General features: G+C 66.0%; 26 protein-coding genes. All 26 read right to left on the reverse strand.

Going from position 1 to position 19724, the window contains the following annotated elements:
* Positions 1-3: 3 nt before the first annotated feature.
* The 26 genes from IEV87_RS09565 to IEV87_RS09690 all read right to left on the reverse strand — a co-directional run bounded on the left by IEV87_RS09565 (position 4) and on the right by IEV87_RS09690 (position 19663).
* The gene (locus tag IEV87_RS09565) at positions 4-156 is read right to left on the reverse strand and encodes a hypothetical protein (protein ID WP_188477448.1); all 153 of its coding nucleotides are present in this window, start codon (positions 154-156) and stop codon (positions 4-6) included.
* On the reverse strand, positions 156-761 hold the full coding sequence (locus tag IEV87_RS09570; RefSeq protein ID WP_188477450.1) for an NADH-quinone oxidoreductase subunit J: 606 nt from the start codon (positions 759-761) through the stop codon (positions 156-158). Before IEV87_RS09570 ends, IEV87_RS09565 begins: the two co-directional genes overlap by 1 nt.
* Positions 758-1180, reverse strand: coding sequence for a carboxymuconolactone decarboxylase family protein (locus tag IEV87_RS09575; protein ID WP_188477452.1), 423 nt, complete (start codon positions 1178-1180; stop codon positions 758-760). Before IEV87_RS09575 ends, IEV87_RS09570 begins: the two co-directional genes overlap by 4 nt.
* Positions 1177-1704: a hypothetical protein gene (locus tag IEV87_RS09580; protein ID WP_188477454.1), complete on the reverse strand. Its 528-nt coding sequence runs from the start codon at positions 1702-1704 to the stop codon at positions 1177-1179. The genes IEV87_RS09575 and IEV87_RS09580 overlap by 4 nt, the downstream gene beginning before the upstream one ends.
* Positions 1701-2195 carry an NADH-quinone oxidoreductase subunit NuoI gene (nuoI, locus tag IEV87_RS09585; protein WP_188477455.1) on the reverse strand — a complete coding sequence of 165 codons (495 nt, stop codon included), beginning with the start codon at positions 2193-2195 and terminating at the stop codon, positions 1701-1703. The genes IEV87_RS09580 and nuoI overlap by 4 nt, the downstream gene beginning before the upstream one ends.
* Before the next feature lies 1 nt (position 2196).
* The gene (gene nuoH / locus IEV87_RS09590) at positions 2197-3237 is read right to left on the reverse strand and encodes an NADH-quinone oxidoreductase subunit NuoH (protein ID WP_188477457.1); all 1041 of its coding nucleotides are present in this window, start codon (positions 3235-3237) and stop codon (positions 2197-2199) included.
* A 6-nt stretch (positions 3238-3243) separates the two neighbouring features.
* Positions 3244-3654, reverse strand: coding sequence for a hypothetical protein (locus IEV87_RS09595; RefSeq protein WP_188477458.1), 411 nt, complete (start codon positions 3652-3654; stop codon positions 3244-3246).
* Complete coding sequence (gene nuoG / locus IEV87_RS09600; RefSeq protein ID WP_188477461.1) at positions 3651-5675, reverse strand: NADH-quinone oxidoreductase subunit NuoG; 2025 nt, start codon at positions 5673-5675, stop codon at positions 3651-3653. The genes IEV87_RS09595 and nuoG overlap by 4 nt, the downstream gene beginning before the upstream one ends.
* Before the next feature lie 84 nt (positions 5676-5759).
* Positions 5760-6164: a DUF5333 domain-containing protein gene (locus IEV87_RS09605; protein ID WP_188477463.1), complete on the reverse strand. Its 405-nt coding sequence runs from the start codon at positions 6162-6164 to the stop codon at positions 5760-5762.
* A 159-nt stretch (positions 6165-6323) separates the two neighbouring features.
* Positions 6324-6677: a hypothetical protein gene (locus IEV87_RS09610; protein WP_188477465.1), complete on the reverse strand. Its 354-nt coding sequence runs from the start codon at positions 6675-6677 to the stop codon at positions 6324-6326.
* A gap of 82 nt (positions 6678-6759) precedes the next feature.
* The gene (locus IEV87_RS09615) at positions 6760-7215 is read right to left on the reverse strand and encodes a hypothetical protein (protein WP_188477467.1); all 456 of its coding nucleotides are present in this window, start codon (positions 7213-7215) and stop codon (positions 6760-6762) included.
* 3 nt (positions 7216-7218) lie between these two features.
* Positions 7219-8514, reverse strand: coding sequence for an NADH-quinone oxidoreductase subunit NuoF (nuoF, locus tag IEV87_RS09620; RefSeq protein ID WP_188477469.1), 1296 nt, complete (start codon positions 8512-8514; stop codon positions 7219-7221).
* Between the two features lie 3 nt (positions 8515-8517).
* Entirely contained in the window at positions 8518-8748 is a 231-nt protein-coding gene (locus IEV87_RS09625) for a DUF5337 domain-containing protein (protein WP_188477471.1), read from the reverse strand.
* Between the two features lie 22 nt (positions 8749-8770).
* Entirely contained in the window at positions 8771-9598 is an 828-nt protein-coding gene (locus IEV87_RS09630; RefSeq protein ID WP_188477473.1) for an endonuclease, read from the reverse strand.
* A 27-nt stretch (positions 9599-9625) separates the two neighbouring features.
* Entirely contained in the window at positions 9626-10981 is a 1356-nt protein-coding gene (locus IEV87_RS09635) for an NADH-quinone oxidoreductase subunit E (RefSeq protein WP_188477475.1), read from the reverse strand.
* Positions 10981-11268 carry a hypothetical protein gene (locus IEV87_RS09640; RefSeq protein ID WP_188477477.1) on the reverse strand — a complete coding sequence of 96 codons (288 nt, stop codon included), beginning with the start codon at positions 11266-11268 and terminating at the stop codon, positions 10981-10983. The genes IEV87_RS09635 and IEV87_RS09640 overlap by 1 nt, the downstream gene beginning before the upstream one ends.
* A 50-nt stretch (positions 11269-11318) precedes the next feature.
* Entirely contained in the window at positions 11319-11588 is a 270-nt protein-coding gene (locus IEV87_RS09645; RefSeq protein WP_188477479.1) for a hypothetical protein, read from the reverse strand.
* An 8-nt stretch (positions 11589-11596) separates the two neighbouring features.
* A complete protein-coding gene (locus IEV87_RS09650) occupies positions 11597-12820 on the reverse strand; it encodes an NADH-quinone oxidoreductase subunit D (protein WP_188477480.1) in 1224 nt (407 codons plus the stop codon).
* Positions 12817-13413: an NADH-quinone oxidoreductase subunit C gene (locus IEV87_RS09655; protein ID WP_188477481.1), complete on the reverse strand. Its 597-nt coding sequence runs from the start codon at positions 13411-13413 to the stop codon at positions 12817-12819. The genes IEV87_RS09650 and IEV87_RS09655 overlap by 4 nt, the downstream gene beginning before the upstream one ends.
* Positions 13414-13419: 6 nt before the next feature.
* Positions 13420-13950 carry a NuoB/complex I 20 kDa subunit family protein gene (locus IEV87_RS09660; RefSeq protein ID WP_188478394.1) on the reverse strand — a complete coding sequence of 177 codons (531 nt, stop codon included), beginning with the start codon at positions 13948-13950 and terminating at the stop codon, positions 13420-13422.
* A gap of 74 nt (positions 13951-14024) precedes the next feature.
* Positions 14025-14390 carry an NADH-quinone oxidoreductase subunit A gene (locus tag IEV87_RS09665; protein ID WP_188477482.1) on the reverse strand — a complete coding sequence of 122 codons (366 nt, stop codon included), beginning with the start codon at positions 14388-14390 and terminating at the stop codon, positions 14025-14027.
* Between the two features lie 240 nt (positions 14391-14630).
* Positions 14631-15416, reverse strand: a complete 786-nt coding sequence (locus IEV87_RS09670; RefSeq protein ID WP_188477483.1) for a crotonase/enoyl-CoA hydratase family protein — start codon at positions 15414-15416, stop codon at positions 14631-14633.
* 130 nt (positions 15417-15546) lie between these two features.
* Entirely contained in the window at positions 15547-16407 is an 861-nt protein-coding gene (locus IEV87_RS09675) for a hydroxymethylglutaryl-CoA lyase (RefSeq protein ID WP_188477484.1), read from the reverse strand.
* Positions 16408-17073, reverse strand: a complete 666-nt coding sequence (locus IEV87_RS09680; protein ID WP_188477485.1) for a glutathione S-transferase family protein — start codon at positions 17071-17073, stop codon at positions 16408-16410. It lies immediately after the preceding gene.
* On the reverse strand, positions 17070-17729 hold the full coding sequence (locus tag IEV87_RS09685; protein WP_188477486.1) for a glutathione S-transferase family protein: 660 nt from the start codon (positions 17727-17729) through the stop codon (positions 17070-17072). Before IEV87_RS09685 ends, IEV87_RS09680 begins: the two co-directional genes overlap by 4 nt.
* Positions 17726-19663 carry an acetyl/propionyl/methylcrotonyl-CoA carboxylase subunit alpha gene (locus tag IEV87_RS09690; RefSeq protein ID WP_188477487.1) on the reverse strand — a complete coding sequence of 646 codons (1938 nt, stop codon included), beginning with the start codon at positions 19661-19663 and terminating at the stop codon, positions 17726-17728. Before IEV87_RS09690 ends, IEV87_RS09685 begins: the two co-directional genes overlap by 4 nt.
* Positions 19664-19724: the final 61 nt, after the last annotated feature.

The following is a 19724-nucleotide window of genomic DNA, read 5'->3' on the forward strand; positions in this document are numbered from 1 at the left end:
CCCCTACCCGAAGATGCCGATCAGGCCCGCGGTCACGACGCCCGCGGTGAGGATCAGCGGCGACACGACCCCCCGGAACCCCATGCGGCGTTCGACCATCATGGCGGCGGGAATGACCCCGCTGATGGAGACTGCGATCCAGCTTGCTATCGGCATCACAGCCCCTGCCCCGGCTTGACGTCCTTCAGTTCCATCGCCTTGGCCGGGTCGCGCCACATCTGGGCAAGCACGTTTTGTCGCTTGACGTCGGTGCGGTGGCGCAGGGTCAGCACGATGGCCCCGATCATCGCAACCAGCAGGACAAGGCCCGCCAGCTGGAACAGCAGGAAGTAACGGTCGTAGATCAGCAGGCCGAGCCCGCCGGTATTGGTCCCCTCGGGCATGACCGCAAGGCGGTTGCCCTCGGCCATTTCCGACGCCTCCCAGGACCCGTAGGCGAGGCCGAACTGCATCAGCAGGATCACCCCGATCAGCAGGGCCAGCGGCATGTACTTCGCCATTTCGGCCTTCAGCGCGGAGAAGTCGATGTCGAGCATCATCACCACGAAGAGGAACAGCACCGCCACCGCGCCGACGTAGACGATGATGAGCAGCATCGCGACGAATTCCGCCCCAAGCAGGACAAACAGCCCGGCGGAGGAGAGGAAGGCCAGGATCAGCCAGAGCACCGAATGCACCGGGTTGCGGCTGACCACGGTGAAGAGCCCGCCCACGAGGGTCGAGACGGCGAACAGGTAGAAGGCCAGGGCTGTGACGGTCATTCCTCTTCTTCTCCTTTGGACGCGGCGTCGTGATCCTTCATCACGTCGTTCGCGATTTCTCCGGCGCGGGTCATGGCCGGGATACCGGCAAACATTGACATCTGCGCGATGCATTCGCCGATTTCCTGCTTTTTCGCGCCCGCTTCCAGCAGGTGGCGGACGGTCATGCGGATCTGCGCCTCGGCCTGCGCGCCCTGCATGGTCAGCCCGGCAAGGGTCAGGAACAGGCGGGTCTTAGCATCCAGCCCGTCCTTGTTGACCGCGTTGCCAAAGGCCATTTCCATCCACTCCTTGGGCATCGTCGGCCAGAGGCTGTCGAACCCCTTGGGCGTGAAGGTTTCCAGCGCGGGGTTCATGGCTTTCACCATCTCCTGCGCCTGCGCCATCATCAGTTCGAACGGAGTCTTTGCGTCGCTCATGCGGCGTACCCTCCGCTCTGCCGGGTTCCTTCCAGGATGCTGACGACGTAGAAGGCCTGCCCCTCGACGCCGGAGGGCATCAGCGACACCAGACCCTGAACCGCGCCGTGGTCGCCGATCGCCGGAATGCCGACCGCTTCGTTGTCGCCGACCGGAACGGTTTCGAAATAGCGGGCAAGTAAGGTCAAAGCCTCTTGCGCCCAGTCAGCGGGGACACGGCCATGGAGTGCAAGCTCGTACCTTTGGCCTTCCCTGCTTCGTGCGCGCTCGGTCCGGTCGCAGAGTTCGGTGGTGACAAAGCTCTGCCCGTCCACCGTCTCGACCATCGAAACGGGACCGCCGGCATCGTAGCCGACGATGCCCATGGTCGTCACAGGTTTCAGACGGCCCAGGCGCAGCTGGAATTCGCGGAACATCTCGGGCCGCACGACCTCCGGCACCGGTTCGGCCAGGGCCGCGCCGGGATCCGGAAGCTTCGGGCCCGGTCCGCCGGTGAGGCGGGATATCCAGCCGGAAAGGCTCATCGGTAGGGTGCGTCCAGTTCGAGGTTGCGGGCGATCTCGGCTTCCCATCTCTCGCCGTTGGCGAGCAGCTTGGCCTTGTCGTAGAAAAGTTCCTCGCGCGTTTCGGTCGCGAATTCGAAGTTCGGCCCCTCGACGATGGCATCGACCGGGCAGGCCTCCTGACAGAAGCCGCAGTAGATGCACTTGGTCATGTCGATGTCGTAGCGCGTGGTGCGGCGGGAGCCGTCCTCGCGCGGTTCGGCGTCGATGGTGATGGCCTGCGCGGGGCAGATCGCCTCGCAAAGCTTGCAGGCGATGCAGCGCTCTTCCCCGTTCGGATAGCGGCGCAGGGCGTGCTCACCGCGGAAGCGCGGGGAGAGCGGGCCCTTTTCGTGCGGATAGTTCACGGTAGCCTTGGGCTTGAAGAAGTACTTCATGCCCATCTTGAACCCCTGCCAGACATCCATCAGCAGGAAGTACTTCGCGGCGCGGGTATAGTCGATCTGGGTCATATCAGCCTCCGATCATCCAGCGGGCATACGCCCCGCCGAAGAGTTCGAATTTCGCAAGGAAGGCAACGATCACCACCCAGACGAGCGACAGCGGCAGGAACACCTTCCAGCCGATCCGCATCAGCTGGTCGTAGCGGTAGCGCGGCACCACGGCCTTTGTCAGGGCGAAGACGAAGAACACGACGACGATCTTCAGCAGGAACCACAGGAACCCGTCTGGCAGGCCCGGGATCGGGGACAGCCAGCCGCCGAAGAACAGCAGCGCGGTCAGGGCGCACATCAGCACGATGGCAAAATATTCGCCGATCATGAACAGCAGGAAGGGGGTGGAGGAGTATTCCACCTGATAGCCCGCGACGAGTTCGGATTCCGCTTCCGGCAGGTCGAAGGGCGGGCGGTTGGTTTCCGCCATGGCCGAGATCAGGAAGAGGAAGAGCATCGGGAAATGCGGCAGCCAGTACCAGGAGAAGATGCCGAAGCGTCCGTCCTGCGCCATGACGATGTCGCCGAAGTTCATCGAGCCGGTGGTGATGATCACCCCGATGATGATGAGGCCGAGCGAGACCTCGTAGGAGATCATCTGCGCGGCGGACCGCAGCGAACCAAGGAACGGGTATTTGGAGTTCGACGCCCAGCCCCCCATGATCACGCCATAGACCTCGAGCGAGGAGATCGCCATGACGTAGAGGATCGCCACGTTGATGTCCGACACGACCCAGGTCGGGTTGAACGGGATCACCGCCCAGGCGATCAGGGCCAGCGTGAAGGACAGCATCGGGGCGAGGAAGAAGACGAACTTGTCCGCGCCTGCCGGTACGATGACCTCTTTGGTGATGTACTTGCCGAAGTCGGCGAAGGACTGGAGCAGACCGAAGGCCCCGACCACGTTCGGCCCCTTGCGCAGCTGCACGGCGGCCCAGATCTTGCGGTCGGCGTAAAGCAGGAATGCCAGCGCGATCAAGAGCGGGACCACCAGCAGCAGGACCTGACCGAGTGTCAGGAGCAGGATGCCTAGGGGGTGAGTGGTAAAGAAGTCAGCCATTGGTCCTCACACCGTGGGTATTCCGTTGATCTTGCAGTTCTCCACCGTCACTTCGGCGTCGATCGTGCGAAATCCGGCGGGGATGGCCGCCGAGATGGTATAAATCGCATCTGCCTGCCAGAGGCCAGAGACTTCGGCAGTTTTTGTGCGCAAATGCCGCGCGAATCCAAAGCCCCGGATCAGCGTGTACTGCGCCGCGGCGCATTCGGCATAGTCGGTCACGTCATCAGGCGAGGTCGCGCCGCGCATCTTGACGTGAAAGGCGACCAGATCGTTGTCCAGCAGCCGTGTCTCGATGCCCTCGTAACTTGCCGTGGCCGGAGGGGCGGTGCGCAGCGGCGCGGCGCGCGTGACCTCCTGTCCCGCGGTGCAGGCGGCCAGCAGGCCCGCCGTTGTTATGAGGGCGAAACGGATCACTCAGCCGCGACCTTCGGAGCGTTGCGGGCCGCCACGTTGGCGGAGAGTTCCGCCATGATGGAGGAGGCGCGGGCGATCGGGTTGGTCAGGTAGTGATCCTTCACCGCCGGGGCGAAGGTCGCGTCGCCGAGGCTCGCGGCAGGCATCGGTGTCCAGTCGTTTTCCGCGACCTTGTCGATGCCCTTGAGGTGCGGAACAGCCTTGATGAGCGCGGTGCGCAGCTGCGCGAGGCTGTCGTAGGGCAGCGCCTCTCCGGTCTCGGCGGACAGGGCGCGCAGGATGGCCCAGTTCTCCTTCGCCTCGCCAGGGGCGAAACCGGCGCGCAGGGCAAGCTGCGGGCGACCCTCGGTGTTCACGAACAGGCCGTTTTCTTCGGTATAGGCGGCACCCGGCAGGATGATGTCGGCGCGATGCGCGCCGCGGTCGCCGTGGCTGCCCTGGTAGATCACCGTCGCGCCGGCGGCGATTTCGACCTCGTCGGCGCCGAGGTTGTAGATGACCTCTGCCCCTTCGATGGCGGCCTTCATCCCGCCCTCGGTCACGGCGCCTACATCCATCGCGCCGACGCGGGAGGCGGCGGTGTGCAGCACCAGCAGCTTGGCCTGACGGGCGGCGGCGATTTCCATGGCGGCGGCCAGAACGGCCTCGCCGTCGGCTTCGCGGATGGCGCCCTGCCCGACGATGACCACGCCGCGTTCGCCTTCGCCGACAGGTTCCGATTTCGCAACCTTGACGTGCTCGGACAGAGCCTTGCGGTCGCTGCCGAAGTGGTGGGTGTCATAGGTCAGGTCAGCCGCCTCGCCGATCACCCCGACAGTTGCGCCGTTCAGCCAGGCCTTGCGGATGCGGGCGTTCAGCACGGGCGCTTCGGCGCGGGGATTGGTGCCGATCAGCAGGATGCCGTTGGCGGCGTCGATATCCTCGATCCGTGCGGTGCCGACATAGGCGGAGCGATTGCCAATTGGCAATTTCGCGCCGTCAGTGCGGCATTCGACAGTGCCGCCAAGGCCTTCGACCAGCTGTTTCAGCGCAAAGGCGGCTTCCACGGGGGCGAGATCGCCGATCAGGCCCGCAACCTTCTTGCCCTTCATCGCCTCGGCAGCCTTGCCCAGAGCTTCCGGCCAGGTGGCGGGGCGCAGCTTGCCGTTCTCACGAACGTAAGGTTTATCAAGCCGTTGGCGGCGTAGGCCGTCCCAGACGAAACGGGTCTTGTCGGAGATCCACTCCTCGTTCACGCCGTCATGGTTGCGGGGCAGGATGCGCATGACCTCGCGACCCTTGGTGTCCACGCGAATGTTGGAGCCGAGCGCGTCCATCACATCGATGGTTTCCGTCTTGGTCAGTTCCCAGGGACGCGCGGTGAAGGCATAGGGCTTGGAGACCAGCGCACCGACCGGGCAGAGGTCGATGATGTTGCCCTGCAGTTCGGAATCGAGCGTCTGGTTGAGGTAGGAGGTGATCTCCGCATCCTCGCCGCGCCCGGTCTGGCCCATCTGGGTGATGCCCGCGACCTCGGTCGTGAAACGCACGCAGCGGGTGCATGAGATGCAGCGCGTCATGTGGGTTTCGACCAGCGGACCGAGGTTCAGGTCATCGGACGCCCGCTTGGGTTCGCGGTAGCGCGAGAAGTCGACGCCATAGGCCATCGCCTGGTCCTGCAGGTCGCATTCCCCGCCCTGATCGCAGATCGGGCAGTCGAGCGGGTGGTTGATGAGCAGGAACTCCATCACCCCCTCGCGGGCCTTCTTCACCATCGGGCTGTTGGTCTTGATGACCGGCGGCGCGCCCTCGGGGCCGGGGCGCAGGTCGCGCACCTGCATGGCGCAGGAGGCGGCGGGCTTCGGCGGGCCGCCGACGACCTCCACCAGGCACATGCGGCAGTTGCCGGCGATGGAGAGCCGTTCGTGATAGCAGAAGCGCGGCACCTCGATCCCCGCCTGTTCGCAGGCCTGGATCAGGGTGAGCTTGGGATCGACCTCGATCTCCTGATCGTCGATGATGATCTTGCGCAGGTCAGACATGGTCTCTCGCTCTTCGTCGCTCTGCCGGGGGTCCGGCGCTTGTCTCGGGCCCCGGCGCGTGGCGCGCACCGGGGCTGAATTGGTCTACTTCAGGAAGGATCCGATCTGGCTGGAGGCGGCCATTTCCATCCGTCCCAGCTTGCACAGGTCTTCCTTCTTCTTCGGATCCAGCCCCTTGTCACGCATGTAGGCTTCGCCCCTCGCGCGCATCCGGGCCTTTTCCGCGTCGCTCTTGCGGTAGGCGTCGATCTCGGCCTCGGTATAGCCCATGGACTTCGCCTGCCCGGCGAGGTCCCAGAGAAAGGCCAGCCCCTTCACGGTGCGCGGCCTGATGTCGTTGCAATTGTCGCTGATCTCGATCGCCATCGCGACGGCGAACATCTGGTTGTCAATCGCGGCGACCTCGCGCAGCGGCGTCTTGGCGGCGCTGGCGGTCGCGGTCAGGGACAGGATCAGGCCAAGCAGGGTGGCGGTGGTCTTCAGGCGCATGCGGGTCTCCCGTTCTTGCGGCGCGGGCGGGCCACGGCGGCCTGCCCATCTGCGCCGCAGATGGGTCCGGAGGGGCTTGTCATGCAATAACATGCCTCCGCAATCGGTTGATATGAGGCAAATCCGCTCATTCCGACGCGCTCCGGGCTGCGAACAGGGTTACCATCCGGCACACTCCCCCCGCACGACGAGATCGCCGTTCACCAGCGGCAGCAGCGCGTCCTCGGTATCGAGGTCCGTCGCCAGGGTATGATCGGACCGTCCGAACTGGCGGATGCAGTATTCGTTGGCGCGGTGACGGGCGGCTTCGCGGGCTCCGGCGAGGCTCTTGCCGGCGTCGTTGACCTGCACGGCGAACTGCGCGCGGTCTGCCTTGTCGCCCGATGCCTTGGACCGGAACACCTGCCCGTCGAACACCATGCGCTGCCCCCAGAGCCGCTGCTTGCCGGGCCCCCGATTGCAGGCCGACAGCACGGTAAGCGCGACAAGGGCAAGGATCAGGGCGCGAGTCATGCCGCATCTCCGAAGTCATGGGCGGCACGGGCCGCGATGTGGGTTCGGGCAAACGTCGTCACGGGAACACTCAAAGGCAGACTCACTGGCACACCCCCAGAAGCGTCCAGGCGCCCTTGTAGAGATAGCCGGTGCCCTTGTGGTCGTTCGGCTTGGTGCCCGGCAGGTTGCGGGCCAGCGCCGTGGCTTTGGCGGTGGTCCAGCCGGGGCGGTCGACACAGCCCTGATTGGCGGCGGCGACGGCCAGCGGATGATCCGCGCGGGTCATCGGCGTGCCGTCGGCGCGGGAGATCTGGATGGCCGGGATGCCGCCCTCCTCCATCGTGAAGGGCACGGAATCGTTCGGGCCGAAGACCCAGGCATCGGCCTCACGCCCCGGAGGCGCGGCGAGCGGCAGGAAGGTCGCGTTGTAGGACGTCCCCTGCACCGCCACCAGCGTGTTGCCGCCAACCCGGTTGACCCAGCTGTCCCGGACGGAACTGGGCGAACAGGCGGACAGCAGCGCCAGCGCGGTCAGGATATGCGCGAAACGGATCAAGGCTTACTCCGCCGCCAGAACGGCCGTGCCGCCCCGCTTGATCTTGATGCGGTCCTCGATCACGTCGCGGAAGTTTCGGATCAGGCCCTGGATCGGCCAGGCGGCCGCGTCGCCGAGGGCGCAGATCGTGTGGCCTTCGACCTGCTTGGTAACGTCGAAGAGCATGTCGATTTCCTCGACCGCGGCCTCGCCTTTCACCAGGCGTTCCATCACCCGCATCATCCAGCCGGTGCCTTCGCGGCAGGGGGTGCACTGGCCGCAGCTCTCGTGCTTGTAGAACTTCGCCAGCCGCCAGATCGCCTTGATGATGTCGGTCTGCTTGTCCATCACGATCACCGCCGCCGTACCGAGGCCGGAGCCCAGTTCGCCGCGCAGGTAGTCGAAGTCCATGATGGCGTCCTTCATCTTTTCCCCGCGCACGCAGGGGACTGAGGAACCGCCGGGGATCACGGCCAGCAGGTTGTCCCAGCCGCCGCGGATGCCGCCGCAATGCTTTTCGATCAGCTCTTCGAACGTGATCGACATGGCCTCTTCCACCACGCAGGGGTTGTTGACGTGGCCTGAGACCGCGAACAGCTTGGTGCCCGCGTTGTTCGCCCGCCCGAAGGAGGAGAACCACTCAGGCCCGCGCCGCAGGATCGTGGGGGCGACGGCGATGGATTCGACATTGTTCACCGTGGTCGGGCAGCCGTAAAGGCCAGCGCCGGCCGGGAACGGCGGCTTCATCCGGGGCATGCCCTTGCGGCCTTCGAGCGATTCCAGCAGGGCGGTTTCCTCACCGCAGATATAGGCCCCTGCCCCGTGGTGCAGGTAGAGGTCGAAGTCCCAGCCCGACTTGGCGGCATTCGGGCCCAGAAGACCGGCGTCGTAGCATTCGTCGATGGCGGCCTGCAGGGCCTCGCGCTCGCGGATATATTCGCCGCGGATGTAGATGTAGCAGGCGTGGGCATTCATCGCGAAGGACGCGATCAGGCAGCCTTCGATCAGCGTGTGCGGATCGTGGCGCATGATCTCCCGGTCCTTGCAGGTGCCGGGTTCGGATTCGTCGGCGTTGACCACCAGATAGGCGGGGCGGCCGTCACTTTCCTTGGGCATGAAGGACCACTTGAGCCCCGTCGGAAAGCCCGCGCCGCCGCGGCCGCGCAGACCGGAGGCCTTCATCTGCTCCACGATCCAGTCGCGGCCCTTGGCGATGATACCGGCCGTGCCGTCCCAGTGACCACGGGCCTGCGCGCCCTTCAGCGTGCGGTCGTGCATCCCGTAGATGTTGGTGAAGATGCGGTCCTGATCCTTGAGCATGCTCTACCCTTCTTGGTCCCGGCTCTGCTGACGCGCGCGCCAGACCTGCGTGGCTACGACCAGCGCCCAGACAAAGGCGGCGATGGCCATGAAATCAATGAGGAAGGCGTAACGCAGCGGCATGTCCAGCGCGGAGCGCAGGGCCTGCCCGCCGATCCAGAGCACCATGGCCCCGGCAACGACAAGCGCCAGCATCCGGCCCTTCCTCGCGATTGCGTCGTCCTGTTTCGTCATCCCCGGTCTCAGTCAACGTTCCTCAGTACACGCCGCCCTTGTCGACGCGCTTGGAAAACTCCGTATCGCCGCCAGTGGCCAGCGTGGCAGCCTGGTCGATCCAGCTGTCGCGGGTCGCGCGGCCCTTGAACCCCTTCAGGTTCTGGTCGACCCAGGCGATTTCATCCGCGCTCCACCCGGCGATCTGGTCGAAATGGTAAAAGCCCATCTCGTTCAGCATGATCTCCAGCTTCGGCCCGACGCCCTTGATCTTCTTGAGGTCGTCGGCCCCGCCGTCCCGCGGCGCCGTCAGGCCGGAAGGGCGGGTGCCCTCGCCCGCATCGGCCCCGGCGAGGGGGGCGGCGACGTTGGCAGTGTTGGTGGCGTTTTCGTCGGCAATCGGCGCGGCGGGTTCGGTGACGGTTTCCGTCGCAGGTGCCGCCGGGGCCGGCGCCACAGCGACCGGTTCGGCGGCGGGCGCGTCGGTGGCGGCGGTGCCGGTCACCGGGGCCGCTGCAGGCGCAGGGGCTGCGGTTGCCGCACCGGCGTTGGCCGGGCGATCGGCTTCGGCTGTTGCGGGCGTCGTGGCGGCGGCACCTGCCATGGGCGCGGCGACCGGCGCGGGGCTCGCACCCGGTGCGGGGGCGGCAGGCGGTGCGGCGACAGCATCGGGCGACTGCGACGATCCGGCGGGGGCGGAGGCAGACAGGTCATCCGCCTTGCAGACATAGGTGACCAGCAGCCAGCCCAGCACAACAGCCGCGACCGCACCGATCACGAAGCCCCAGAAGCCTCCGATGATGCCCAGCCACAGGATCAGCCCCGCTATTGCAGCGGCGATCCAGCAGAACAGCTTGCAGTTCCCGGTCATGGTCCTTGTCCCCCTAAACGTCGGTCATCACTTGTAAACGTCGCCTTTTTCCACGCGACTTGCAAATTCGGTCATCCCGCCACCGGCGAGGATCTTTGCCTGGTCGATCCAGTTGTCACGGCTGGCGCGGCCCTTGAAGCCGTTCAGATGCTGGTCGATCCACGCCAGTTCGTCCCCGCCCCACATCGCGATCTGCGCGAAATGGTAGATGCCGAGGTCGTGGCACATCTCTTCCAGCGCCGGGCCGATCCCCTTGATGAGCTTCAGGTTGTCGGGCTGGTCGTCCAGCGCGCCTTTCAGGGCGCGGGGCTGGGTGCCTTCACCCGTCGACGCGGTGACGGAAGCCGGGCCTTCGGCTGCCCTGACGGCCTGCGCCATAGCGTCGTCAGAGGGTTTTTCGGCATAGCCGCCCTTGGACTTGCGGGCAGGTTTCGCGGCGGGTTTCGCCGCCTTCGGCGATACAGGATCATCGGTGCCGTCGGCCCCTGCCCCGGCGGGTTCGTCCTTGGAGCGCGGCTTCGCATCGGAGGTCGCCCTGGCCTCCTGCACCGACACGCCGGTCTTGTCGGCGGGCTCACCCTTCGCGGGTTTCGGTTCGGTGGCCTTGGCCTTCTTCGCCGCAACCGCCTCGCTCACCTTGGAGGAACCGGAGGCGCCGGATTTCGACGGCTTGCCCTTGTTCTGCCACGGGGTGAGCAACGGCACCTCGGTCCCGTCGATGCGCTTCACCGTGTCGCCGATGTCGGTCGCCAGCGCGACGGAGGCGTTGTACTGCGTCCGGCCGCTGTCATATTCCGTCAGCGAGGTCAGGCCCTTGAGCGGTTCGGCGGCATAGCGGCCGTTCTGCGGGCCGGGCACAGGGACCTCGCCCTTGCCAAGCTGGGTCAGGATCTCGCGCAGACGGTCGGCGGTGAGGTCCTCGTAATAATCCTTGCCGATCTGGGCCATGGGCGCGTTGGCGCAGGCGCCGAGGCATTCGACCTCTTCCCAGGAGAACTTGCCGTCTTCGGAGAGCGCATGCGCCTTGGGCGCGATCATCTCCTGGCAGACGCCGATCAGGTCCTCTGCCCCGCAGATCATGCAGGAGGTGGTGCCGCAGATCTGGATATGCGCGACCGAGCCGACCGGCTGCAGTTGGAACATGAAGTAGAACGTTGCGACTTCGAGAGCGCGGATATAGGCCATGTCCAGCATCGCCGCGATATGTTCGATCGCGGGGCGGGTCAGCCAGCCTTCCTGTTCCTGCGCACGCCACAGCAGCGGGATGATGGCCGAGGCCTGACGCCCCTCGGGATACTTGGTGATCTGCGCTTCGGCCCAGGTCTGGTTGGCGGGCGTGAAGGCAAAGCTTTCGGGTTGCTCTTTGTGCAGTCGGCGCAGCATCAGGCACAGGCCCCCGTCTTGAGTTGCACGGAGCCGTCCTCAAGCTTCACGGCCTGCTTGTTGGCCAGCTTGTATGTTGTCATCTCCAGCACCTGTTCGCGGGTCATGCCGGTCTGGATCTCGATCGGCAGGTAATCCTTCTCGCTGCGCAGGTTGCACCCGACGGAGGCGACGGCGGCGTCATAGGCGGTGACCGCGTCGGCGGGCGCGCCCTGGGGCGGCATGGCGCAGGCGCTCAGCGCGGCAAGGGCCACGGCTGCGGTTAGGATGTTCGACGCACGCTTCATCGGCGCTTTCTCCAGTTTCCGTCCGGCGGTCGGTCCGCCGGGTCTTGATTTCAACAGCCGGCGAGACCGACCAGAGTGACATGCCCGCCCGCGTCGTTCGACCTGACCTTGCCCTCGGTAAAGAGCTGGAGCAGGTCGTAATCCCCGGCGCGTTCGGTGCCGCCGTGATCGGCATAGATCCGGTCCCACTGGGCGGCGGAGACGGTGCATCCGCTTTCGGCCACGGTCTTGACCGTGCCGTGAAGCGCGCTCGACTTCGGCTGCTTCGACAGCCAGTCGGCCTGCGCGATGCCCGGCACGATCAGGAGGGCTGCGGTCAACAGGCTTCTCACCGGTCGATTTCCCCGAACACGATGTCGAGCGTGCCGATGATCGCGGCGACGTCGGCCAACTGGTGGCCGCTGGCGATGTGATCGATGGCGGCAAGGTGCGGATAACCCGGCGCGCGCAGCTTGGCGCGGTAGGGTTTGTTGGAGCCGTCCGAAACGATGTAGACGCCGAATTCACCCTTGGGGGCCTCAACACAGGCATAGACCTGACCGGCGGGCACCTTAAAGCCCTCGGTATAAAGCTTGAAGTGGTGGATCAGCGCCTCCATCGAGGTCTTCATCTCACCGCGTTTCGGCGGGGTAATCTTGCCACGGGCAAGGATATCCCCCTGCCCTTCCGGCGCGCGCAATTTCTCAAGGCATTGCAGGATGATGGCGGTCGACTGGCGCATCTCCTCCACGCGGCAGAGGTAACGGTCGTAGCAGTCGCCGTTCTTGCCCACGGGGATCTGGAAGTCGAACTCGTCGTAGCATTCGTAGGGCTGGGCACGGCGCAGGTCCCATGCGAAGCCCGATCCGCGCACCATCACGCCCGAGAAGCCGTAGTTCTGGATGTCTTCCTCGGTCACGATGCCGATGTCGACGTTGCGCTGCTTGAAGATGCGGTTTTCCGTCAGCAGGTTGCCCAGGTCATCGATGAAGGACAGGAAGCGGCCGGTCCATTCCTCGATATCGTCAAGCAGCTTGGGCGTCAGGTCCTGATGCACGCCGCCGGGGCGGAAATAGGCCGCGTGAAGCCGCGCGCCGCAGGCCCGTTCGTAGAAGATCATCAGTTCTTCGCGATGCTCGAACCCCCAGAGCGGAGGGGTCAGCGCGCCGACGTCCATCGCCTGCGTTGTGACGTTCATCAGGTGGTTCAGGATGCGCCCGATTTCCGAAAAGAGCACCCGGATCAGCGAGGCGCGGCGCGGCACGGGCGTGCCGGTCAGCTTTTCGATGGCGAGACACCAGGCATGTTCCTGGTTCATCGGCGCCACGTAATCGAGCCGGTCGAGATAAGGCAGATTCTGGAGGTAGGTCCGGCTCTCCATCAGCTTTTCGGTGCCGCGGTGGAGCAGGCCGACATGGGGGTCGCAGCGCTCCACCACCTCGCCGTCAAGCTCCAGCACCAGGCGGAGCACGCCGTGCGCCGCAGGGTGCTGCGGGCCGAAGTTGATGTTGAAGTTGCGGATCTTCTGCTCGCCCGTCTGGGCGTCGCCGAACTGGTTCGTGCCGTCCATCATTTCTGGGCTTCCTTCTTCTCATCCCCCGGAAGCACGTATTTCGCGCCTTCCCAGGGGGACATGAAATCGAACTGGCGGTATTCCTGCACCAGCTTCACGGGTTCGTAGACGACGCGCTTGGCGGCCTCGTCATAGCGGACCTCGGTGTATCCGGTGGTCGGGAAATCCTTGCGCAGCGGGTAGCCCCGGAAGCCGTAGTCGGTCAGCAGGCGGCGCAGGTCGGGGTGGCCCGAGAAGATGATGCCGAACATGTCGAACACCTCCCGCTCGAACCAGTTCGCGCTCGGGTGGACGTCGGTGATGGTGGGGACCAGTTCGTCCTCGCGGACCGAGACGCGCAGGCGGATGCGCTGGTTCTGGTACATCGACAGGAAGTGGTAGATCACGTCGAACCGCTTGGCCCGGTCGGGATAGTCCACCGCCGTGATGTCGACGAGGGTGGAGAAGCGGCAGGCGGAGTCGGTGCGCAGGAATTCGACGAAGGCAGAGATGTTGGCGGGGGTGACATCCACCGTCAGCTCTCCGAGCGTGATCTCGTAGCCCAGTACGCAGTCCGGTCGTTTCAGTTCGATATGGGCGCCAAGTTCGTCCATGTGCCGTTACCTCGTGATCGTGCCGGTGCGGCGGATTTTCCGGGCGAGCTGCATGATACCATACAGCAGCGCCTCGGCCGTCGGGGGGCAGCCGGGGACGTAGATGTCGACCGGGACGATCCGGTCGCAGCCACGGACCACGGAATAGCTGTAGTGATAGTAGCCGCCGCCGTTGGCGCAGGAGCCCATGGAGATCACGTAGCGCGGTTCCGGCATCTGGTCGTAGACCTTGCGCAGCGCGGGGGCCATCTTGTTGGTCAGCGTGCCGGCGACGATCATCACGTCGGACTGGCGCGGGGAGGCGCGCGGTGCGATCCCGAAGCGTTCGGCGTCGTAGCGCGGCATGGAGGTGTGCATCATCTCCACCGCGCAGCAGGCGAGCCCGAAGGTCATCCAGTGAAGCGAGCCGGTGCGCGCCCAGTTGATGAGATCTTCGGTCGAGGTCAGCAGGAAGCCCTTGTCCTGGAGTTCGCGGTTCAGGGCCTGCGTCGCATGTTCCTTGTCGCCGCCTGCGGTGTTCGCGCCATAGGGCGCCAGCGCGGAGGGGCCGGACTTGATGCGGTCGGACTGGAGCCCGTCACCCTGCACCTCGGTCACGCGCGGCTGATCGTTCACTGCCATTCCAGCGCCCCTTTCTTCCATTCGTAGGCGAAGCCGATCGTCAGCACCGCAAGGAAGACCATCATCGACCAGAAGCCGACCATGGAGATGTCCTTGAAGGCCACCGCCCAGGGGAAGAGCATCGCGATTTCCAGGTCGAAGATGATGAACAGGATCGAGACGAGGTAGAAGCGCACGTCGAACTTCATCCGGGCATCGTCGAAGGCGTTGAACCCGCATTCATAGGCCGACACCTTCTCCGGGTCCGGGTTGCGGACCGCGATGACGAGGGCGGCGACGATGAAAACAAGGCCCAGTCCGATACCGACGGCAAGGAAAACGAGGATGGGAAGGTATTCCCTGAGCATCACTTCCACGCGGGTGGCTCCTTTCCAGTGGGCGGGACAGGCCGCGGGCGGCGCTGTCACAGGCTGTGAGCGGTTTACTCTCCGCCCATGTCAGGGTCAACCGAAGGCAGACAATTTCACCATTCCCGATGCTGCGGATGCGCGTTTGCGGCCCGGTGGCTTCCTCGTTTAGATTCAAGGGGGTAAACGAAGCGTTACCCAAGTGAAAGACTCAGGAATTACCGCGCTGCAGCATCCGTGCCGCAGGGGTCAGGACTGCCACGACGGCTTGGCCTTGTCGAAGAAGGCGGCGATGCCCTCGGGGGCCTCCGTGCCCTCCCAGCAGGCGGCCAGTTCGCCGATGGAATGGCGGATGATCTCCTCCGTGATCGGCGGTCCGAGATGGCGCAGCAAGGCCTTGGCGCGGGCCACGGCAGCGGGCGCGGTCTGAAGATAGGGGGCGACCTCGGCCTCCACCGCCGCGTCCAGGTCGTCGGGATCCACGGCGCGGGACAGCAGGCCCAACTCCACCGCCTCAGGGCCCTTGAAGGGGCGGCCGGACATGAAGACGCGGCGGGCGTTGGCCTCTCCCATCCTTGCCGCGACGTAAGGGCCGATAGTGGCGGGGATCAGGCCAAGCCGGGTCTCCGTCAGGGCCATGGTGACGGCGGTCGTGCCGATGGCGGAATCGCAGACGGCGGCCATGCCGACCCCGCCGCCGAAGGCATTGCCCTGTACCCGGCCGATCAGCGGCTTGGGCATCAGGTTCAGCGCCTGAAGCATGTAGGCCAGCGCCCCCGCCTGCTCCATCCGCGCGGCGGGCGTCGCGTCGAACTGATCCCGCATCCAGCCAAGATCGCCGCCGGCGCAGAAGCTGCGCCCTTTTGCCGCGAGGATGACGACGCGCACCGCCGGGTCCGAGCCGAGCGCTTCGGCGGCGGCGTGAATCTCTCCGATCATCCGCGCGTTCAGCGCGTTGTGCTTGTCCGACCGGTCGAGCCAGAGCGTCGCGACACCACGGTCATCGGTTTCGATCGAAACGGTTTCGTAGGTCATGGGGTGTCCTTTCCGGTTGGAAGACGGGTATGGGCGGCTCGTCTGCAGCGCATGTTTCAGTGGCGAGGCCGGTGCCGGGCTGAAGCCCGGCCTGCGGCGAAATCCTCCGTCCGGACCCGCGGGCCGGGCTTCAGCCCGGCGCTCCCCGCATCGCCCGTGCCATTGCGCTGGCCTCGACCAGCACCTCCCGGTCCAGCCCGGTCTCGAGTCCAAGCGACACCAGCCGATCATGCACCGCCTCCGTCGCCACGTTCCCGGCGGCCCCCGGCGCGTAGGGGCATCCGCCCAGACCGCCGACCGCCGCGTCGAAGACCTTGATGCCAAGGGCGATCGAGGCCTCGATATTGTCCAGCGCCCGGCCCGAGGTGTCGTGATAGTGACCGGCCAGCCGCCCGGCGGGAACCTCCTCCAGCACCGCCTCCAACATGGCGGTGATGCTCTCGGGCGTGGCCTGGCCGATGGTGTCGCCAAGCGAGATCTCGTAGCACCCCATGTCCCGGAGCGCCGCCGCCACCCGTGCCACCGCCCCCGGAGGCGTCCGCCCGTCATAGGGGCAGTCGGTCACGCAGGAGATATAGCCGCGCACCGGCAGCCCCTCCTGCATCGCGGCCTCGGCCACCGGGGCAAAGCGTTCCAGGCTTTCCGCGATGGACGCGTTGATATTGGCCCTGGAGAACCCTTCGGAGGCGGAGCCAAAGATCGCCACCTCGTCCGCGCCCGCCTTCACGGCATCCTCGAACCCGCGCATGTTCGGGGTCAGCGCGGCAAAGCGCACGCCCCTGGGCCGCGCGATGCCGGCCAGAACCTCTCCCGAACCGGCCATCTGCGGGACCCATTTCGGGCTGACAAAGCTGGCACATTCGATCCGGCGGAACCCGGCGCGCGACAGGGTGTCGGTCAGCGCGATCTTCTCCGACACCGGTATGTCGCGCTTTTCGTTCTGCAGGCCGTCGCGGGGTCCGACCTCGAATATCTCCACGTAGTCGGCCACTCAGCCCTCCCATGCCGGGTAGAAGTCCCTGTCGTAAATCCCCTGCCCCGGCTCAGGAATGGACTGACGGAAGGCGTCGCGCGCGGTGATCCGGTCATACCATTTCCGCGTCTCGGGAAAGTCGTCGAGCGTGGCGAAGAAACGGGACAGGTAGACCGCCTGGCCAACCGCGATGTCGGCGGCGGAGAAGCCCGAGGTCAACAGGTGGTCGCGGTTCTCCACCGGCGTGGAAAGACGCCCCTCGATCGCGGCGTAGCATTTCTTCAGCCGCGCGGCCTCCAGCTTCATCACGACGGGCGAGCGCATGGAATCGTCGCGCAGGGCGATGTGCTGCTGCGTGAGCGCGGCGGAATGCTGGGTGATCGTTTCGGCAAAGTGCAGCCAGACCAGCCAGTCGGGGCGGTCCGGATCGCCGGGCAGACGACCCAGCCCCCTCTGCGGGAAGCGTTCGCAGAGGATTTCGAGGATCGCGCCGGATTCGAAATAGGTCTCTCCGTCCATCTCGACCGAGGGCACGCGCCCGGCCGGGGACACCGACAGATATTCCGGCGATCTCAGCGACTTGTCGAAGGCGTGGGGCACGACGGTGAAGGGTTCGCCCAGTTCGTGCAGCAGCCAGAGCACGCGCATCGACCGGGTCTGGTGACAGTGGTGCAGGACGATCATGCGCCGACCTCGTAGAAATCCCTGGCGGGCAGGTTCGACGGGCCGTCCAGCGCCTTGGCGGCCCTGTGCCCGGGCCGCGCCGCCATGCGGTCGAGATAGGCGAGGATGTTCGGAAAGCGGTCGAACCGGACATAGCGCTGCGACGAGGTCAGCGTGAAGCCCATCATCGTGTCCGCGGCAGAAAACCCGCCCGCCAGCATGTAATCCTGCCGGCCAAGCAGCGCCTCGATCGGGGCGATGGCGCCCTGCAGGCGGCGGGCATCCAGCTTGCAGACGGTGTCGGACCGGTCCTCGGGATTGCGCAGGAAGATCCACTGCAGGTTCAGCCCGCCGATCAGGTGCCCGATGGTTTCGGCGTAGTGCATCATTTCCAGGAAAGGGATCCGCTCCGGATGCCCCGGCGCCCGCCCGAATCCGAATTCGGGCCGCGTCTCGCATAGGTATTCGGTGATCGCGCCGCTCTCGTAGATCACCTCTCCGTCGATCTCCAGCGCCGGGATCCGGCCCGCAGGGGACTTGGCCAGGAAGTCCGGGTGGCGGAGAGACCCGTCCTGGATCGCGTAGGTCCTGATCTCGGGCGTGATGCCCATTTCCTGAAGCAGCCAGAGAATGCGGAAGGACCGCGCTCCTGGTACATGGTGAAGTATTGTCGTCATTCCTCGTCCTCCAGGCGGATCAGTGGCGCACCGGCCTCCACCTGGGCACCTTCCTCCACCAGAACCTCGGCCACAACCCCGTCACGTGGGGCGAGCAGGGCATGTTCCATCTTCATCGCCTCCAGCACCGCCAGGCGCATGCCCGCCGTGACCTCCTGCCCGGCTTTTGCGCTCAGGACCTTCACCAGTCCGGGCATGGGCGCCTCGATCAGGTTGCCCCCTGCCCCGGCGGCGGCGGCGCGGTCGATCGGGTCAACAAGGTCAAAGGCCTGCCCGTAGCCCGCGAAGACCGTGATCCGGTTGCCGGTCCGATGGTGGGCGGGCGCGGCGCGATCGTTCAGCCGCCAGACCGTGTCAAAGACGGCCACGACCGTTTCGCCCGAGGGCAGCGTGATCTCGTGCCGCCGCCCGGAGTGGGAGGCGACGCGGATCGCAATCTCCGCCCCGTCGCGGGTCAGAACCAGCCGGCGCACCTGCACCCCCCAGAGGCTGAAGCCCGTGAGCGCGTCCGGAACGCCGTCCAGCCCAAGCGCCACCATCGCGGCCCAGGCCACAACCTCCGCCGCCGGCTCGGGTGCGGCGGCCAGCGTGTCGATGTCGCGGCCGATCAGTCCGGTATCCACATCGCCCGCGCCAAAGCCCGGATGACCGGCCAGCGCCCCGAGGAAGGCAAGGTTCGTCACCGTCCCCGCCACCTGCGTCGCATCCAGCGCGGCGGAGAGCTTCTTCAGCGCGATCTCCCGCGTCGCCCCGTGGGTGATGATCTTGGCGACCATCGGGTCATAGAACGGGCTGATGACGTCGCCGGAGCGCACGCCGGTATCCGCCCGCGCGCCCTCCGGGAAAGCCAGGTGAGACAGGCGTCCCGTGGCGGGCAGGAAGCCGGCGGGCACATCTTCGGCATAGAGCCGCGCCTCGAAGGCATGGCCGGTGATGGTCAGGTCCTCCTGCCGCGCGGGCAACGGCTCCCCGGAGGCAACACGCAGCTGCCATTCCACCAGATCGACGCCTGTGATCGCCTCCGTCACCGGGTGTTCGACCTGCAGGCGGGTGTTCATCTCCATGAACCAGAAGCCGTCCGGCCGCAGGCCTTGCGATCCGTCGACGATGAACTCGATCGTGCCCGCCCCGCTGTAACCGATGGCCTCCGCCGCCCGGACCGCCGCCGCGCCCATGGCGGCGCGCATCTCTTCTGTCATGCCGGGTGCCGGGGCTTCCTCGATCACCTTCTGGTGGCGGCGCTGCAGCGAACAGTCCCGTTCGAACAGGTGCACGGCGCGGGTGCCGTCGCCAAAGACCTGCACCTCGATATGGCGCGGCTTCTCGACGAATTTCTCCACCAGCACGTCCGGGTTGCCGAAAGCGGTCTTCGCCTCCCCCCGCGCACTTGCCAGCGCATCGGCGAAATCGCCGGGCCGCTCCACCAGCCGCATCCCCTTGCCGCCACCACCGGCGACGGCCTTGATAAGAACGGGATAACCGATCTCCTCCGCCGCCTTCACCAGCACCGCATCCGACTGGTCCGACCCGTGATAGCCCGGCACCACCGGCACCCCGGCCTTCTCCATCAGCGCCTTGGCCGCGTCCTTCAGGCCCATGGCCCGGATCGCCTTCGCGCTTGGTCCGATGAAGGTCAGACCGGCGGCCTCCACCGCCTCCACGAAACCGGGATTTTCGGACAGGAAGCCGTAGCCGGGATGAATGCCCTGTGCGCCCGTCTCCTTCGCGGCGGCGATGATGACATCGCCCTTCAGATAGCTCTCCGCCGGGGCGGAGCCGCCGATATGCACCGCCTCGTCCGCCAGCGCGACATGGCGCGCACCCGCGTCGGCATCGGAATAGACGGCCACCGTCTTCACGCCCATGGCGCGGGCGCTTTCGATCACGCGGCAGGCGATCTCGCCCCGGTTGGCGATCAGTATCTTGTCGAACATGGGGTCCTCCCTCGTGTCGGCGCGGTCATTGGTTCATCTTGCCGCAAATATCCTGGGGGTC

Source organism: Primorskyibacter flagellatus, assembly GCF_014638275.1.
Classification (GTDB): domain Bacteria; phylum Pseudomonadota; class Alphaproteobacteria; order Rhodobacterales; family Rhodobacteraceae; genus Pseudooceanicola; species Pseudooceanicola flagellatus_A.